13 protein-coding genes are annotated in these 17,386 nt (G+C 64.1%); 1 reads left to right on the top strand and 12 read right to left on the bottom strand.

Translation table 11 applies throughout. The features are described from left to right. Positions 1 to 3 precede the first annotated feature (3 nt). The gene (locus ACVOLV_RS07690) at positions 4 to 999 is read left to right on the top strand and encodes a DUF4434 domain-containing protein (RefSeq protein ID WP_481553850.1); all 996 of its coding nucleotides are present in this window, start codon (positions 4 to 6) and stop codon (positions 997 to 999) included. A gap of 27 nt (positions 1,000 to 1,026) precedes the next feature. On the opposite strand, the gene ACVOLV_RS07695 is transcribed toward ACVOLV_RS07690, so the two are convergent. The 12 genes from ACVOLV_RS07695 to pncB all read right to left on the bottom strand — a co-directional run bounded on the left by ACVOLV_RS07695 (position 1,027) and on the right by pncB (position 17,173). Next, positions 1,027 to 1,434, bottom strand: a complete 408-nt coding sequence (locus ACVOLV_RS07695) for a VOC family protein (RefSeq protein ID WP_481553851.1) — start codon at positions 1,432 to 1,434, stop codon at positions 1,027 to 1,029. 51 nt (positions 1,435 to 1,485) lie between these two features. Continuing rightward, a complete protein-coding gene (locus ACVOLV_RS07700) occupies positions 1,486 to 3,081 on the bottom strand; it encodes an MBOAT family O-acyltransferase (RefSeq protein ID WP_481553852.1) in 1,596 nt (531 codons plus the stop codon). Positions 3,082 to 3,126: 45 nt separating this feature from the next. Continuing rightward, a complete protein-coding gene (locus ACVOLV_RS07705; protein WP_481507950.1) occupies positions 3,127 to 3,372 on the bottom strand; it encodes an acyl carrier protein in 246 nt (81 codons plus the stop codon). Continuing rightward, positions 3,369 to 5,264, bottom strand: coding sequence for an HAD-IIIC family phosphatase (locus ACVOLV_RS07710; RefSeq protein ID WP_481553853.1), 1,896 nt, complete (start codon positions 5,262 to 5,264; stop codon positions 3,369 to 3,371). Before ACVOLV_RS07710 ends, ACVOLV_RS07705 begins: the two co-directional genes overlap by 4 nt. A 1-nt stretch (position 5,265) precedes the next feature. Next, a complete protein-coding gene (locus tag ACVOLV_RS07715; RefSeq protein ID WP_481553854.1) occupies positions 5,266 to 6,408 on the bottom strand; it encodes an alginate O-acetyltransferase AlgX-related protein in 1,143 nt (380 codons plus the stop codon). After that, the gene (locus ACVOLV_RS07720; protein ID WP_481553855.1) at positions 6,405 to 7,379 is read right to left on the bottom strand and encodes an alginate O-acetyltransferase AlgX-related protein; all 975 of its coding nucleotides are present in this window, start codon (positions 7,377 to 7,379) and stop codon (positions 6,405 to 6,407) included. The genes ACVOLV_RS07715 and ACVOLV_RS07720 overlap by 4 nt, the downstream gene beginning before the upstream one ends. A gap of 47 nt (positions 7,380 to 7,426) precedes the next feature. Continuing rightward, a complete protein-coding gene (locus tag ACVOLV_RS07725; protein WP_481553856.1) occupies positions 7,427 to 8,131 on the bottom strand; it encodes an alginate O-acetyltransferase AlgF in 705 nt (234 codons plus the stop codon). A gap of 14 nt (positions 8,132 to 8,145) precedes the next feature. Continuing rightward, positions 8,146 to 10,281 (bottom strand): bacteriophage N4 adsorption protein A, encoded by a 2,136-nt coding sequence (locus tag ACVOLV_RS07730; protein ID WP_481553857.1) that lies wholly within the window; start codon positions 10,279 to 10,281, stop codon positions 8,146 to 8,148. After that, a complete protein-coding gene (locus ACVOLV_RS07735) occupies positions 10,278 to 12,422 on the bottom strand; it encodes a glycosyl transferase family protein (protein ID WP_481553858.1) in 2,145 nt (714 codons plus the stop codon). The genes ACVOLV_RS07730 and ACVOLV_RS07735 overlap by 4 nt, the downstream gene beginning before the upstream one ends. 6 nt (positions 12,423 to 12,428) lie before the next feature. Continuing rightward, positions 12,429 to 14,645 (bottom strand): hypothetical protein, encoded by a 2,217-nt coding sequence (locus ACVOLV_RS07740; protein WP_481553859.1) that lies wholly within the window; start codon positions 14,643 to 14,645, stop codon positions 12,429 to 12,431. Further along, on the bottom strand, positions 14,645 to 15,832 hold the full coding sequence (gene wecB, locus ACVOLV_RS07745) for a non-hydrolyzing UDP-N-acetylglucosamine 2-epimerase (RefSeq protein WP_481553864.1): 1,188 nt from the start codon (positions 15,830 to 15,832) through the stop codon (positions 14,645 to 14,647). Before wecB ends, ACVOLV_RS07740 begins: the two co-directional genes overlap by 1 nt. A gap of 168 nt (positions 15,833 to 16,000) precedes the next feature. Then, complete coding sequence (gene pncB / locus ACVOLV_RS07750; protein ID WP_481553860.1) at positions 16,001 to 17,173, bottom strand: nicotinate phosphoribosyltransferase; 1,173 nt, start codon at positions 17,171 to 17,173, stop codon at positions 16,001 to 16,003. Positions 17,174 to 17,386: the final 213 nt, after the last annotated feature.

Here is a 17,386-nt window from a genome sequence, read left to right on the forward strand (position 1 = left end):
CCCATGACCGCTGCCCCGCCCGCTACCGCCGTCTCGCACAACCGCCGCCGCCTGTTGCAAGCTGCCTTGCTGGCCCCCGCCTTGGCGGCGCTGGCTGGGCTGCCTGGCTGCTCGCTACCGGAACAAGTGGATGGCACCTTCCTGCAGCCCTGGCGCGACCACCAGAACTGGACCGCGGCGGACTGGCAGCGCTCGCTGAAGCTCGCCCAACGCGCCGGCTGCCGCCAGTTGGTTGTGCAGTGGGGCGGCATCCTCGGCGGCCCGGAAGGCGATTGGCAACTGTCCGGCACCAGCATGGCGATGCTGTTCAATGCCGCCGATCACGCGGGGATCAACGTGCGTATCGGCCTACCGTTCGAGCAACGCTGGTGGCAGGCGATCGGTGGCGATGAAGTACAGCTGCGCGACTTCTTCGCCGCCAGCCTGCAGCGCGCCCGCGCTTGGCTGGGGCAGAGCAGCCTGAGCCAACAGCGGCGCTTCGCCGGCTGGTACCTGCCCTACGAGCTGGAGCAATACCACTGGGCCGAACCTGCGCGTCTGCAGTTGTTGGTTGGCTGGCTGCACGACCTGCAGCAGGCGGCCAGCGCGCGTGGTGGCGACTGCGCCATCTCCACGTACTTCAGCCGCTTGCCGACCGAGGGGACACTGGTCGCTCTGTGGCAGCAGGTGCTCGCTGGCACCAGCCTGCGTCCGATGGTGCAGGACGGCATTGGTGTGGCCGGCCAGGACAACCATCACGCGCTGGCGCCGCTGCTGGCCTTGTTCAAGCAACGCGGCGTGGCCTTCGATGTCATCGTCGAACTGTTCCGCCAGCTGCCGTCGCCAGCAGGCGACGGCAGCCAGTTCCACGCTGAGAGCGCCGACTTCGCCCGCGTACAGCAGCAACTGGACTGGGCCCGCGCCAGCGGTGCCGGCAATGTGCTGGTGTATGCACTGGAGCCCTGGCTCTCACAGGACACACCCCAGGCCAAAGCGCTGCGGCGCGCCTGGGGTTTATAGCGCTGCCAGAGCGCACAGCAAGAGAAGTCAGGCGGCTTCGATCAGTTCCAGCAGATGCCCGTTGCGCAGGAAAAGGAAAACGATGCGGCGGCCGCCGAATGCAACTGCTGCGGCCGGCTCAGCGGTGCGGCGTGCGCCCGCATCTTCCAGTGCATCCAAGGCCACATCGAAATCCTTCACCTCGAACGCCTGGTGATACATACGTGTGCGTCGGCTGAGCACACCCTGCACCGGCGAGTCGGGCGAGGTTGGCACCAGCAGTTCCAGGCGCGGCCCCGGCCCGACCAGGAAGCGTCCCTTCACCCGCTGTACCGGATCCTCGAATTCCTCACCTTCCTGATGGTAGCCAAGCTGCTCCCACACCATCTGCTCCAGTGGGAAATCCTTGCAGGCAATGCCAATGTGATGAAATGTGCAACCAAGTTTTTCCAGCATTGCGGGTCACCTGCGACAGGAAAGGGAAAACAACCGGACCGATTGCCGGATTCAGAACTGGAAGTAGAGGAAGCGAGCGGTCTTGTCCAGGTTCAACATCGCATAGGCGAGCACCAGCAAGGTCAGCACCAGCCAAGCCAGATTCGGCCGCCAACGCATCCATGCACGCGGTGCCGGCGCCGATCCTTCCAGCGCGGGCGAATAGGCCCCCATGATCTGGTTGGAGTTCGGTGCAAGCCACACGATCGCCAGCAGCGCCGCAATCATCAGGCCCGGGGCCCAACGCTCGAACAGCATGCGTAGCAGATCACCGCTGCTCCAGTCCGGATTGCCGGCAAACATTGCCTGCAGCGGGAACAGCACAGACGTCACCGACTCCATGCCATGCAGGCCGGTCATGCCCGCCAGGATGCGGAACGCATCCGCGGTGCTGTTCGCGCGGAAGAACAACAACGCCACCACGACACACAGGAAGGTGAGCAGTACATAGCCGGCACGATGCCAGCCGCGTGCAACCGTGCCAAGCGGAGCCGGACCGAACTGGCGCCAGGCATGATTGATCGCCAGGTAGCTGCCATGCAGCAGGCCGAAGATCAGGAACTGCAGCCCGGCACCGTGCCAGACGCCGGCCAGCCCCATCGTCAGCACCGTCGGGAACACCACCATGCTGGCGAAACCACGCAGCGTTGCAGTGGCTTTGCGCCCCACTGGCAGCCCCTTCTGCGCCCTTGCGCGGGTGATCGCCAAGGCAACCGGATTGTACAGGTAGGCGGTGAGATAGCGCGTCAGCGTCATGTGGAAACGCGTCCAGAACTCGATGATGCCTGTCGATTTGTATGGCGAGTTGAAGTTCATCGGGAAGCGGATGCCAAACATCTTGGCCAGGCCCATCGCCATGTCCGAGTAACCGGAGAAATCGAAGTACAGCTGCAGCGCATACGCCAGCGCGGCACTCCACGCGCCCAACAGCTGCAGTTCACCCGGCGCCGAGAATCCCGCCTCGGCCCATGGTGCGATGTTGTCGGCCAGCAATACCTTCTTGGCCAGGCCAATCACGAACAGTGCGCCGCCCACGCTCAGGTTCTCCGCCTTGAAGCGATAGTTCGCACGGTCGGCGAACTGCGGCATCATTTCCTTGTGATGCAGGATCGGCCCGGCGATCAGGTGCGGGAAGAAGGTCACGAACAGCACGTAGGATGAAAAACTCCGCTCGCGCACCACGCCAGCACGGCAGTCGAGCAGGAAGCCCATCTGGGTGAAGGTGAAGAACGAGATGCCCAGCGGCAGGATGATGTCGCTGGTGCTGTGCGCGACAAGACCCCAACCATCCAGCACGCCCAGCAGCGCTGCAAAGTACTTGTAGTAGAACAGCACGCCCAGATTGGCCGCGATACCCAAACCCAGAACCCACAACTGCAGCTTCGGCCTGTCCTCGGTGGACAGGATCACCAGACTGAGCAGGTAGTTGAATACGATCGACGCCATCAACAGCACGACGAAGGTTGGGTTCCACCAGCCGTAGAACACCAGTGATGCAAGGCTCAGCCATATCGCTGCCAGGCTGGGACGAATGCCACCAAGAAGGTAGTAGCCGCCCAGGGCGATGGGAAGAAACAGCAGCAGGAACGGGAGTGAATTGAACAGCATGGCTTCGCTTCGTTGAGGCCGGGCTTGTGGCCCGGCCGGGTTGGATCAACCGCCTTTCTGCTTCTGGATCAGCGCGATGAGCTCACCTACGTTGCGCAGCCCTTCTACTTCCGAAGCCTTGAAGCGCACGCCGAAACGCATCTCGGTGGCGACCATGATGTTGACGTTGCTCAGCGAATCCCAGGCGGGGAAGTCGGCTGCGCTGGAGGCCTCGGTGATCACCACCGATTCATCGTCGAAAACATCACGCAGGGTTTCCTGGAGGATGGCGAGAATTTCCGCGTTGTTCATTGCTTGCTCCTGATCTGCATGGGGACATCCCCTGGTTTGAATTCTTCAAGCTCCAGCACCCAATCACTGCCGGATTCATCCTGCGAGCGAAGTGAGAAGCCCAGCTTTTCGTAATGTGCGGCGACCATGCCGTTCTTGGCCGTCGCCCGGAACTGCCCGACCAGGCGCTTGGCACCGGCCTTGCGCGCTTGTTCGACGAGTACCTGCAAGGCAGCCTGCTCGACCCCACGGCCCAGCACCCGGCAGCTCATCAGCCATGTATCGATGATCCACTCCGCGTCCGCCTCCCGGCTTGGCAGTGCGACGATGATCGAGATGATGCCGTTGTCACCAAATGTATCGGACAGGCGCAAGCTCAACAGCACCGCCCCTGGCGTTGCCATCAACTGCTCGACCTCCGCATCGCCGTAGCGGCGGGTGGTGAGGTTGAACTGGTTGGTCTTGTTGATCAGCTGGACAATGCGGGCTTGATCGGTGGCGTTGAAGGGCGCCCATTCCAGCACCATCGTCAGACTGGCCAGGTAACCGGCCAGGTCACCCTGGCTGCCCCGCAGCAGCTCACGCTGCTGGTTGGCCTGGTACTGGCTGGCGCGCTCACGGTCTTCGGCGGTCAGCGCCAGCGATTCGAAATAACCAGAACCGGCGACACATTCGACATACAGCGCCGGGTCCTCGGGCAGCTCGGGAACACGCACCATCGGCAACTCGCGACGGACCAGGTTGCGCTCGAACGGGTTGTCGTCGGCGAACACCAATGCATCCACACCGATATTCAACTGCTGCGCGATCGAACGCAGGTTGCTGGCCTTGTCGTCCCAGTTGGCGACAAAACAGGCGATGTCCTCGGTACGCAGCACCATCTCCGGGTGTGACTGGAAGGGCAGGCGGGCGTTGCTGTCGTCATTCTTGGAACAGACTGCCAGGATGATGCCGCGCCGCGACAGCTCAAGGGCGTAGCGCTGGAACGCGATGAAAGCCTCGCCCTCCGCGCTGCCCTGGCCGAGCACGATGCGCTCCAGCCCATCGTCACCAATGACGCCGCCCCACAAGGTGTTGTCCAGATCCAGCACCAGGCATTTGCCGGTTGCGCCGCGTCGCGCCGCAATCAGGCGCGCAACCAGTTCACCGAACATCGGCGCTGCAGCCGGAGAGACGTACTGCTTGGCACGCAGCCACAGGCGAGTGTCATGCCACTCACCCAGGCCATCGCGCTGGCAGGCGTCATCCAGTGCAAGGATGTCCACGCCCTCTTCGTCTGCGGCAACGCGCAGTGCAGCGTTGATCTGCCGCAGCATCGCGTTGCTTACGCCGCTGAAGCGGTGCTCGTTGTTGCCCATCAACGCCGGGAATACCGGCATCAGGCTGGGCTGGATGACCTGCGCGGCAAATGCCTCGCGTGCCAGCTTCCAGACGCCGCGCAGCTGCGCGACCACCGCGGCGATCCGCTCATCGGCCTCCTGCTGGGTCAACAGCGCCACGCCCTGCCCGAGCAGGTGCCACGGGTCCATCGCACACACCACCACCTGCGGCGCGAACGAATGCAGCCCCGAGCCCGGGGTCAACAACTCCTGGTAGTACTGCGCGTAATCCGGAAAGTAGATCTCGGCCTGCATGCCCCAGCGCATCGCTGCAATGCGCAGCCCCGGTGCAAGGTGTTCCAGGGTGGACGCACCGAGTACCGCCACGCGCACGCGGGCGCTGTCCGCCACCTGCAGCTTTCCATCCTGCAACGCACCCACCAGGCGCTTGTCCAGCTTGGCTACCTGGAGGAAATCCAGTGACTCGTTGGCCAGCCCAACCAGCTGGTCCCAACGAACCTCGTCACCACGCGTGACAACATCCAGACGTTTTACCCAATCGGTCGATTTCGGCAACCAGTTCATTGCGGGCATTTCAGTGTCCTTGTGAAGCGTTGGCAGCGCTTGGCATGCCAACCGTCTCGCGTTCCAGCGCTGACAGCGGCTGCAACAGCGACATTTCCGAGAGCTCCCACACCACCAGCTGCAGGCCTTCCGGCAAGGGAGTCTTCAGCACGTCCAGCACCGCGTCGGCGAACTTTCCGCCATCGCGGCTCTGGTTGAGGATGGGTTCGTGCAGATGCCGGCCGAGCTGCTCAGCGAAATTGCTGCGGCGGGAATTGGAACTGCCTGCCAGTAGCACGCGCGCCGTCGGGCCGTCATCCAGCAGGCCACCGCTTGCGACCATTTCAATCGTCTGCGGCGCCTCCTTGTCCAACGCCGGGCGCCAACCGTCGGGCGCGTGTTCCAAGCCTGCCAGCACGATCAGATCCCCCATGCGTGGCTGTTCGCTGGCAGCTTCGGAGATGGTGTACTGCTGCGTCCCCTCACCCCCCAGCAGCGCCTTGGCCGCATCGGCCACTGCGCGCGCGGCGCGCTCAGCCCCTGCCTGGTCCAAGTGCACGTCAGTGCGGTAATACGGAAGCTGCAACGTCTCCTCGGCCAGCGTCGCGCGCAGATCGACATGCGCGACGGCAGCGTCATCGAGCGCCTGTACGAAGCCCTGCAGCTGCATCTGGCTCGGCGCGGGACGCGACAGTCCACACAACTGCTGGGTGGCAATGCGTGACTTGTCCGGCACGGTCACCACCAGCAGCTGCACGCCGCGCTCGCGCAGTGCAGAGGCAACCTTGTGCATTACCTGTACGCGCACCGCCTGGGCCTGCGCCAGATCGGTGCCGGCCGGCGAACGCAGGCCGTCGGCGTAGAACAGCCAGCCCGGACAACCCTGCAACACCTGCGGGCCAAGCTGCCCAAGCATGCGATAGCGCCACGCGGCATCGGCCGTTTCCAATGGCTCCTTGAACGGCAGCTGCAGACCTTCCTCCACGCCTCGCGCGGCCTTCCCCACCCATGCGCTGCTGGCGGTGAACGCCGGCACTGCGTCCTTTCCCTTCAGCTGCACGGCCGCGTAGGCCATGCCCACAGCCATCAATGCCAACCACACGGCAGCGACGCGGCGATGAGCCGGGCGCTGCTGTGCGTCTACCGCCTGTTCCTGCGCTGGCTGACCGCTCATTTGGCCAGCGCCGCCTGCACCCGGTTGCGCCAGGCTGCCGGTGCAAGCAGCGCGGAGGCATCCCACTGCCCGGCCACATCCGGGCCGAACAGCAGCTGCGACTCATTGAGCTGCCACACCACCACGTCCGGCTTGTGCTGTGCGAACGCATCGGACTCCAGATACTCCAGCAACACCGACCACGGCCCGAAGTTGCCGTACTTCCAGGTCAGGCCAACCGGCCGGTCCAACTTGTTGGACAGCATCTGCGGGAAGCCCAGATAGGGCTGCACAGCACTGTTGCCAATGACCTGCACAACCGGCACGTCATCATCCAGCAGCCCGCCCTGGTCGGCCAGCTTGCGCACGGTGTAGATCTCCTGACCTACGGTCTTGCGCTGCGCGGCGGTCATCAGCTCGGTGAAGTCACTGAACCGCCGCTCCTTGATCCAATCCCCCAGCGGCTTGCCGCTACCGGCCTCGCCGGAAAGCGTCCAATGCTGCTGGACCACGCCTGCGGTGGCCTGCGCTGCAGCTTCCGCGCTCCAGGCCGTCCAGTGCGAATCCTTGCGGAAGAAGGCGCCCTGCCCACTCTGCTCGACGGCAGTCAACGCCGGCATCAGGTCGACGCTGACGATGCCCGCGGCTTTCAGCTGCTCCTGGGCGGCGGCATAGCGCGGCTGTGCAGCGGCACTGATCGCGCTGCCTTCAGGCAGGTTGCCCTGGCCGAAGCGTGCCTTCAGCGGCACCACAACCACCACCAGGCCAATCCCCTTGGCCTTGAGCAGGTCATTGGCATCGCGCATCAGCGCGATGTTCTCGCGCATTGCCGCGGTGCCGGCCTGGCTCATGTCATCACCGGCATAGAACAGCCAGTTGTCCTTGCCCACCAGCACCGCCTGCGCGGAGGCCGGAGCGGCCACGCTGGTCGCCAGCAGCGTCACCATCAGTGCGCTGGCCAGTCGTGGCAGGAATCGAATCGTGTTCGGCATTGAATCTTCTTCCTGTGAATTACGATCGTCTGCGTAGAGCGACATGCTCAACGTGCACGATAGGGTTCTGTGCGTGCAGCCTGCCCCTTGAGCACCGGCGCGTTGGCAGTACCGGTGACGAACAGGCTGTAACGGTCACCGGCCTTCAGCGCGGGCAGCTGCAGCGGCGCGGAGGCACGTGCACCACACTTGGCCAGCAGCGTCGCCTGCACCGGATTGATCGCGCGCGTACCGCGGCTTGCCTCGGCGACCGATGCCAACACCACGTCACCAGAGCTGAGCTCCAGCCGGGCATTGCAGCCAGGCACCAGGTTGTAGAGCGCAAGCTCGGCCTTCAAACCGGTACTGCCGGTGGCCTGCTGGTCCTGCACGACCCGCACTCCGGCACCGGCGCCCACCAGCAAGGTCACAAAGCCACTGGCCGGTGCTGGCGTCGCCACCTGCAGCGGCTTGCCATTGACGCGCACGCGGAACGGCTGGCCGCCAGGCTGGACGTAGTAATCGGTTGCAAGCTTGCCAGCGGCCGAAACCTGCTCGCCGCGCCCCTCACCCACCTGCACGCTGAGCGGTGCGGCCTGGGTGTTGGCAACGCGTACATAGATCGAACCCTCCGGCGGCAACGCGTACAGCCGCGCCACATCGCGCGCGGCAGAGCCTGCCGGTGACGCGGCGACCTGCAGCGGTACAAGAACCATGGCCATCCAGATCGAGCAGCGGACGGCGTAATGGATCACGCCTTTGAAAACGGGCATGCGTTACTCCTGGATCAATAAGAGAAATAGAGACCGGCAAACATGCCCTTGGAACGGTCGTCCCCGGCCACGCGCAGGCGGTACTGCAGGTTCAGTTCGACAAAAGAGCGCTCGGCATGGTGACTGTCACCGCGGAACCAGTAGCGCGCCAGCACCCCAGGCCCGATTCCCAACGTGCCTTCGCGCGCCAGCAGGTTGTCGTAACCACCGGTCAACCCCGCATAAGGCACCAGCACCAACCGCGGGCTGGCCTGGTCCATGCGGAACGCGCGGCCGTAGCGCACATCCAGCGTACCCAGCGTCTGCGGGTGCTCGGTGAAGCGGTCAGCTTCGGCATACACCTGCCAGTAGTTCCAATTGCTGACGTCCTGGCGCAGGCCACCACCACGTCCTTCGGACCAAGCAGCACGCAGCAGCCAGTCATTGCGGCTGTTGTCACCGGCACGCAGGAAGCGCTCCACCGCGACGACGACATTCTGCGTGCGGAACGGCTTCCAACGCGCACCCAGCACCGCCTGGTTGGTCGACATGCCAGTCGCGCCACCGGTGCCGTCGTACAGGGCCTGGCCCATCCGTGCATACAGCTCGACGCGACCGCCGTTGCGATTGCCAATCACTGGCGGACGCCAGAACACCTCCTGGCTGGCCTGCAGGGTCTTGCGCGCAGAAAGCGAGGGGGCAAACGCTGGGTTCATCACCCCGACCGTGCCGTAGCCCAGTGCCGCGTTGAAACCCCACTGCCGCTCCAGGTCGGAGATCGCCTCGGTCAGGTTGCGGCGGACCTTTGGATCCTGGCTCAGCTGGCCCGCGTCGATAGCGTCCACGCCCTTGCTGAACCACGCTGCCGCCCAGTCATTGCGATAGGCACGCTGCGCGGCATAACCGGCGCCGAGCAGCTGGTCGGCAGGCAGCACCTGTGTGCGCAGCGGCTGCAGTTGCGTGCGGGCAGCCGCCTGTTGGCCGCTCATCGCCAATGCATCGGCATGCAACACGCGGTAGGCGATGTTGTCCGGCTCAGCTTCCGAAGCGGTGCCCACTGCCGCCGCAGCCTCACGATACCGGCCGGATGCATAGGCCTTGTAGGCTTGGTCAGCTGCGATGTAGGCAGGGCTGCCCACCGCCCCGCTGCCGCCAAGGGCAACACTGCAGATCATCTGCTCACCCTCGCCAGTGCAGAAGACCTGTGGCGCCGGCACGCGGTCCGGCGCGCTGCGGATCTCGCCCGCCATGCGTTTGAGCGCGGCCATCTGATCTTCAGGCAACCAATCCTGGGCCAACGCCAGCTCCAGGTCGGCGTCGGCAGCAGCCTTGTCGCCGCCGCGCGCGGCGGCGTAGGCGCGCATCGACAAGGCCTGCACATCCAACTCGTCCTGATCCAGCGCCGCAGACGCCGCCTGCCGCGCTTCGACCAGCTTGGATAGTTCCAGCAACGAGGTGATCTGCAGATAGCGGTAGCCCGCAACATCTGGTGCCAGCTGGATGGCCCGTGCTGCAGCCTCAAGCGCTCCCGCATAGTCCTTGCGCTCGTATGCGCGCCAGGCTTCAGCCGCGGGCACGGTCGCCTGGCGACGCCGCAGTCGATCAAGCAAGGCCGATAAGGTCGTGTCGTTCGGGAAGGCGTTTAGCGCTGCGGCTGCGGCATCCACGGCCGCGTCCAACCTGTCCTGCTTCTCCAGTGCGTACACCAGCAAGGTATGCAGCGCAGCATTGTCAGCACCCAGCGCCAATGATTGCCGTGCAAGCGTGGCGGCCTGTTCGAACGCGCCGCTGTTATAGGCCTTGTACGCGGCGTCGCCGGCCTGCCACGCTTGTTGCACGCGATCGGCCTGCTTGTTGCGTGGCGCCGTATCACTCACCGCCGGCGCGGGTGCCGGCAACCGCGCTGGCGGCGCAGGCGTGCCGCTGGCGGCGCGCTTGGCCTGCTCCGCAGTGCGCAGCAGGTCCTTGAGCGTGGCCAGGTCCGGCCGCAAGCGCACCGCTTCACGTGCCTGTCTGACGGCTTCGTCGTAGTCACCCCGCGCATACGCTGCATAGGCCTGCTCGGCATTGCGATAGGCAGCGCCGGACAACGGCAGTTCGTCGGCCATCGCCGGCGCGCAGGCGCCGGCAAGCACCAGCGCAACAAGGGGTTTCAACAGTTTCTTGCTCATGCCAGGAACACGTCCGGATGCAGACGTGCTTCGCGCGCACGTCGTTGTTGTTCTTCCACTGCAGTGGCGATGGCCTGCTCGCTGGCCACGCCGCGGCGCACCAGGTAGTCGCCAATACGGCCATCACGGTGCGGCCGATACTCGTCCAGCGCGGTCTGGAAGTGCTCGCGTGTGATCAGTTTCATTTCCACCAACAGGTCACCGAGCAGCGGCACCGCATTGATGTGGTAATCGGAACCACAGATCAGGCGCAGACCCGCATTGATCTCGCTTTCGCGGGCGATGAACTGTTCAACACGCTCGACCTTTGCGATTTTGGCCAGTGTCTCCAGCGCGTTGCCAGGCAGCGTGCTGGTCACGGCCAGCCGCAGCACCTCCGGTGTGACAACGGGCAGTGGCAATACACGCCATTGCACGCAGGCATCCACCGGCAGCAGGAAATTCCCCTGCTGCAGATAGTCCACATCAATAGTGGCGCGCGGCAGGTCTTCCTGGAAGGAGATCGCCTCGGCCAGGGTTTCATCATCCAGCCACCCCTGTGCCACCAGGATGCGCCCCAGCGGTTGCTGGCGTCCGCCCTCCTGCTGGTCCAGCGCCTGCTGCAGCCGCTCCGGCTCCACCGCCTGCCAGACGCTGAGCAGTTCGCCCAGGCGTCGACGGATCTGCACCAGTTGGGTGTTGGTCGGGAAGTCATGCATTGTCTTGTCCCAGACCAGACGCTTGCCGAACAGCAGATAGCCGGCAAACAGGCGCCAGGCGCGGGCGGTGGCGGCGCAATTGATGACATTGCCCACGATCATGCGCGGCACCGACATCACGGCGTGTTCCCAACCGTACAAGCGATTGACGAAGTACATGCGCTGCAGCACCCGCATGACCAGTGCGCCAGTGGTGAACAGGGCAATGGCCATCGGCCAGGAGCCGGCCTGGAATACCGTGGGAAACTCCATCTGCCACACACCCGTCACCTTCAACAGCCAGAACAACATCAGCTGCGCAAACAGCAGATAGGCCAGGATGCTGACGAACGAGGTGATGATGCCCTTGCGGTCACGCAGCAGCAGGTAGCGGTTGGCCAGGCTGCCGCCCCAGCCCAGGGTCTCCCAGCTCTGCATGCCGATACCCAGCACCCAGCGCGCCTTCTGCCGATAGGCAGCGCGGAAGTTGTCGGGGAAGTATTCGCGTACGCACAAGGCCATGCTCAGCTTGCGCTCGCGCGCACCGCCCCAGCCAAACCACGACGACGGGCGCCGCACCCGGAACTCCACCGGGAAGCGGGCAAAGATCGACTGCATGCCCATGCGCCCCAGGCGCGCGCCGATGTCGTAATCCTCGGTCAGGCTGTCGGTGTTGAACGGCTGGTTGCTGGTCTCGGCACTCAGGGCCAGCAGCGCCCTACGCGAAAAGCAGGTGCCTACACCGGCCGAGGGGACGGTGCCGGACAGGCTTTCGCGCACCACCAGATCCTTGGCATGCCACTCGGCGAACTCATCCATGTAGGTGCCAGCGACAAGCTCATACCACTCGCGGTCCAGCGAGGTCACCGGCAGCTGGATCATGTCCTTGCGCGGTAGCAGGTAGTTGTAGAAACGCAGCTCCAGCGGGTGCAGCACATCCTCGCTGTCGTGCAGAACAACGCCGGCAAACTCGATACCGTTGCGCTTTTCGTAATCGAAGATCGACAACACCAGCCAGTTCAGGCAGTCGGCCTTGTTGGTCGGGCCGTCATGCGGCACTTCCACCCGCTGCAGGCGACGGTAGCGCCGGCGCATGCGTTCGACTTCGGCGATGGTGTGGCTGTCATTGGGATAGGTGCCGACAAACACCACGTACTCCTGGTAATCGAGTACGTCGATCATGTTCTCCACCATCTGCGCGATCACGTCGTACTCGGCCCAGGCCGGCACCATGATCGCAATCGGCTGCTGGTCGCGCGCAAGCAGGTCCGTGGCCGACAGTGGGCGGTAGGAAGATCGCTTCAGCACGGTCAACCTGCGCCATACCAGCCGCGTCCAGTACCACAGGTCAATGAACAGATCGTCCAGACTGGACAGCAGGATCAGCACGGCCAACACCAGCGCGGCCTTTTCAAGCCCCGCGTAGTAGTTGGCCAGCTGGATGTTCCAGTAGACGGAGTCCATGACCTATCAGTGCACGTCGGTGAGCTTGCGACGGCGACGGATCTGCGCCACGCGTGCAGCCAGCAGCAGGAACACGATCACACCGATCAGCAGCAGCAACCACACCATGTGACGCTGCCAGGCAGGTTGCGGGTTGCCATCAACCGCCAAGCGCAGGCCTTCCGGGTCGTCCCTGTCGAAATCCTGCACCAAGCCGCGGCCATCGAGCAGCGCCACCGAGCCGCGCATCAGCCGGAACGGCTCGGCGATGCTGGGAATACGGTTACCCAGTTCACGGTAGATCACGCCCTGCTTGTCGCCGTTGCCGGTCACCTCGACCAACGCCGCGTTATCCAGGCCCGCCAGGTCCAGCACGGTGTCGTCCTGCTTGCCGCTGATGCGCAGATGTCCAGCGTCCACCACGGCAGCACTTTTAACGCCTTCGGGCTGCAGATTGAAAGCAAGATAGGACTGATCCTGCGACGGCAAGGACTTGCCTTTCACCACTTCCAGCGTGGCCCGCTCCACTGCTGCACCCACCGAATTACTGATACGGATCACGGTCTGCAGGGTGGTCGGTGCGTTCTGCAGCCACGCCTCCGGCACCAGCACCTTGTGCGCGCCGGACAGGTGCGCGGCAGCCCCCACGAAGTCCGCTGCAGTGCCACGCTCGCCCATCACGATGTGGCTGCTTGGCAGCAACGACACCGGGTACGGCGTCGCCGGATCATGGCAGTGTGGCCGGGCCGGCTGGCGCAGGAACGACACCCGCACCTCGTTGCGTGCGGCAATCGCGTACAGCGGCACCTTGGCGGCAATGCGCTGCGGCTTTCCATTGGTGTTGAGCACCGTTGCGCCGAGCAGGTAGTCGTTGAAGAAGATCGAGGCAACGGCACCTTCACCAGCCGCATTGGGAGCACCGGATACGTCGATGACCACCTCCAGCGGCAAGCGTCCCTCGCTGGAAAGCAGGCCCAGGTCGGCGTTGGCGGTGCGGTCGCTGCGGGCGATGATGTCCTGGGTACCGGAGAAGGTGCCCAGACGATCCAGCAGCACCACACCCTTTTCGTTGACCAGCGGCTGCGCCTTGTTGACCTGCAGGTTCTGGCCCAGTGCGTAGGCACGCCACTGTGCGCCCAGCAGGCCGGCAACCTCGGCGGCGGCACCGGTACCCACCACCAGCATCGGCTGCCCGGCCACCACACCGGCGCCGACATTGCGGCCTTCCACAGCGGTTTCCAGGGTGCCCATGCTGCTCTTGCGCCAGGCGGCAAATGCCACAGCGCCTTCTGCATCGGCACTGCCCACCTGCGTGGCCAATGCATCCAGCGCGCGCTTGACCGCACTGCGCAGTGCCGGGCTGGCGACAGCCACATCCAGCGGTAGGCCACTGTTGCGGCCCAGCGACAGCAGTGCTCCCACCTCGGCCTCGCTGGCAATACGATGCTGCGCTTCAGCTGCGGCCAACGCTGCATACGCCGGTACCGCCATCAAACTGGCCGGCACCTGGGTACCACGCAGATCGATGCTGTCACCGACCTTGGGCAACGCCGTCACGGTCACCCGCTTGCCCGCTGACTCCAGCACCGCGCCAACGCGCCAGGCGGTGTCGTAGCTGCCAGCGTCCAACTGCTGCCCGTCCACCAGCAAGCGCACACTGCGCGGCAGCGCGCTCCAGGCCTTGGCCACGGTATCGATGGCACGGCCATCGAACTGATAACTGAAACGCGTTTCCGGCGCGATCCGCAGGACGTTGGCCGGTGCGCTCTGGTCAGCGCACTGGTAGTCCGACACGGTCGACCACCAACCCACGCCGAAACGCACAAAGCCACTGGAGCGCGGGAATCCATCAATACCGATCAGCTGGCTCAGATCGCCCTGCGGATCGGTGACGGTGCGCGCTGCCACCGCATCATCATCGATGCTCAGCAGGTTGGAAGTGCGCCCGGGATGACCACGCAGATAACGTGCATCCAGCTGCAGCTGCGCGTTCTGGGTAGCGATGCCGGCCGGCACCGGCAGATAGATCTCACGCTGGTTGTCCTGACCGCGCAGGCTGATCGGCTGGGTGAAGCCCAGGTCGCGCAAGGTCATGTTGCGCGAGACAAGGGCATTGGCGCTCCACTCGCGGAACTGGCCGCCCGCGGTATCGGCAGCAGACACCGGCAAAGCAATGCTCAATGCGAGCACGAGCAAAGGCAGAGCGACACCCTTGGTGCCAGGTTTACGTAAGTAAAAGGTCATCAGGCACACTCGGTTTGGTTTGACGGGTTGCGCTTCTTGGATACTTCGGCGGATCCACCCGGGACGAACTCGCGATACGGCGCGTTGATCAACGCCGCGACGATGCGCTCACTCGCCGCGCCATCGCCGTAGGGACTCAGATGGGGATCGAAACGAGCCACCCGCGCTGGCTGCGCCAAGGCCTGCCGGACCGCGCTGACGATCCGATCCGATGCGGTTCCCACCAAGGTGACCACGCCCATGGCGACCGCTTCGGGACGCTCGGTGACGTCGCGCATGACCAGCACAGGGCGGCCCAATGCGGGCGCTTCTTCCTGCACGCCGCCAGAGTCGGTAAGGATCACATCCGCCCGCTGCATCAGGCGCACGAAGCTCAGGTAATCCTGCGGCGGCAGCAGATGGATGTTGTCCTTGCCGGCCAGATGGGCATGCACCGGCCCCTGCACGTTGGGATTCAAGTGAACCGGATAGACGATATCCAGATCGGGCTCAGCGGCGAGTGCGGACAAGGCGATGCAGATGTTGTTGAAGCCTTCACCGAAGCTCTCACGTCGATGGCCGGTAACCAGAAGTACCCGGCGACCCGGTCGCAACGGCAGTCCCGCATCGATCGAAGCCCGCAGCTCCAGATCGCCATCAAGTCGTTCAACGCTCAGCTTCAGCGCATCAATGACGGTGTTTCCAGTGACGATGACCTGTCCAGCCGGGTTCTCCCTGGCCAGATTCAGCCGCGAGCTCTCAGTCGGTGCAAACAGATAGTCCGCGACCAGGTCCACGACCCGACGATTCAGTTCCTCCGGCCACGGCTTGTGCAGATCACCAGTACGTAGTCCAGCTTCGACATGGCCGATCCGGATACGCCGATGGAAAGCTGCCATCGCAGCCGTCATTGCGGTGGTGGTATCGCCATGGACGAGCACGAGATCAGGCTGGACCTTTGCGTACAGATCATCCAGTCGCTCGTACAAGCGAGCGCACAATCCGTTCAAGGTCTGATTGCCTGTCATCACGTCCAGATCGACGTCAGGGACGATCTGGAAAAGCTCCAGAACCTGGTCCAGCATCGCCCGATGCTGTCCCGTCGTCGCAACGATTGATTCAACTCCCGGAGCGGCAGCTAGAGCTTGTACCAACGGCCCCATCTTGATCGCCTCAGGACGGGTACCAAAAACCGACAAAATCCGCATTGCCCCCCCGATCAAAACCACATCGTACCCATATGTACGTGGGCACAGATATTACACCGGAGTGCCGGGGATGTCCTAAAAATGAGAACGGCATCACAAACGTAAGAGAAAACTATATACAACGGCAATTATTCACTGCCGTGTTCATGCCCTACGACCGGCCTGCAATCACTGATCTAGCTGGAATACCTGCCGCAGATAGGACAGATAGCCCGGATCATCACACATGCTCTTGCCGGGCGAGTCGCTGAGCTTGGCCACCGGCTGGCCATTGCAGCGGACCATCTTGATCACGATGTTCAGCGGCGTGGGGCCAAGATCATTGGTCAGGTGGGTGCCAACCCCGAAGGCGACCTGGCAGCGGCCACGGAAATAGTCGTACAGCTGCATCACCTTCTCGATGTTCAGGCCATCGCTGAAGACCAATACCTTGTTGATCGGGTCGACGCGGTTGGCCTTGAAATGTGCCAGCATGCGGTCGCCCCAGCTGAACGGGTCGCCGGAGTCGTGGCGCACGCCATCAAACAGCTTGCAGAAATACATGTCGAAGTCGCGCAGGAAGGCGTCCAGCCCGACCACGTCCGACAGCGCGATACCCAGATCGCCGCGGTACTCGCGCGCCCACGAATCCAGTGCGGCTACCTGCGAATCGCGCAGACGTGGACCCAACGCCTGGAATGCCTGCAGATACTCATGCGCCATCGTGCCGTGCGGGGTCATGCCGTACATGCGTGCGAAATACACGTTGCTGGTGCCGACGAACTGCGGGCCCAGCGCGTCACGCAGCATCGGCAGCATGGTGCCATGCCACTCCCGCGAGTAGCGCCGGCGCGAGCCGTAATCGGCAATGCGGCAGTTCTCGAACCCCGGCGTATCACGCAACAACGCGGTCTTGGCCTGCAGGCGGCGCTCGCCTTCGCTGAAATCGGAGGTGCTGGTATTGCGGAACCAGACTTCGTTGATGATCGCCAGCAGCGGTACTTCAAACATGATGGTGTGCAGCCACGGGCCGGTGATGTCCAGCTCGATCTCACCCGGCACTGTCTCCGACGCACGCAGGCTGATGTACTTGCGGTCCAGGTGGAACAGACCAAGGAAATCGGCGAAATCCGCCTTCACGAAGCGCAGCCGACGCATGTATTCCAGTTCATCTGCGGTAAAACGCAGACTGCAGAGATGGTCGATCTCGCTGTTGATCTCGTCCATGTACGCGGCCAGATCAATCCCCGGCGTACGGCACTTGAACCGGTACTGGACGATGGCCCCCGGGTACTGGTGCAGTACCGCCTGCATCATCGTGAACTTGTAGAGGTCGGTGTCGAGCAGGGATTGGATGATCATGGCCCGCATTATGCGCTGGCCGGCGGCTCCGGTTCAGCCGGGCGCTGGGGCTTGTTCATGGTCTGTGGCGGGCACTGGGGTTAGGGCGGATGGTGATTGCTCGAAGAGCCCCCGCCCCCCCCCCCGCCCGGGGGGGGGGGGGGCGGGGCGGGGGGGGGGGGGGGGGGGGGGGGGGGGGGGGGGGGGGGGGGGGGGGGGGGGGGGGGGGGGGGG

The organism is Stenotrophomonas sp. STEN023 (assembly GCF_056760135.1).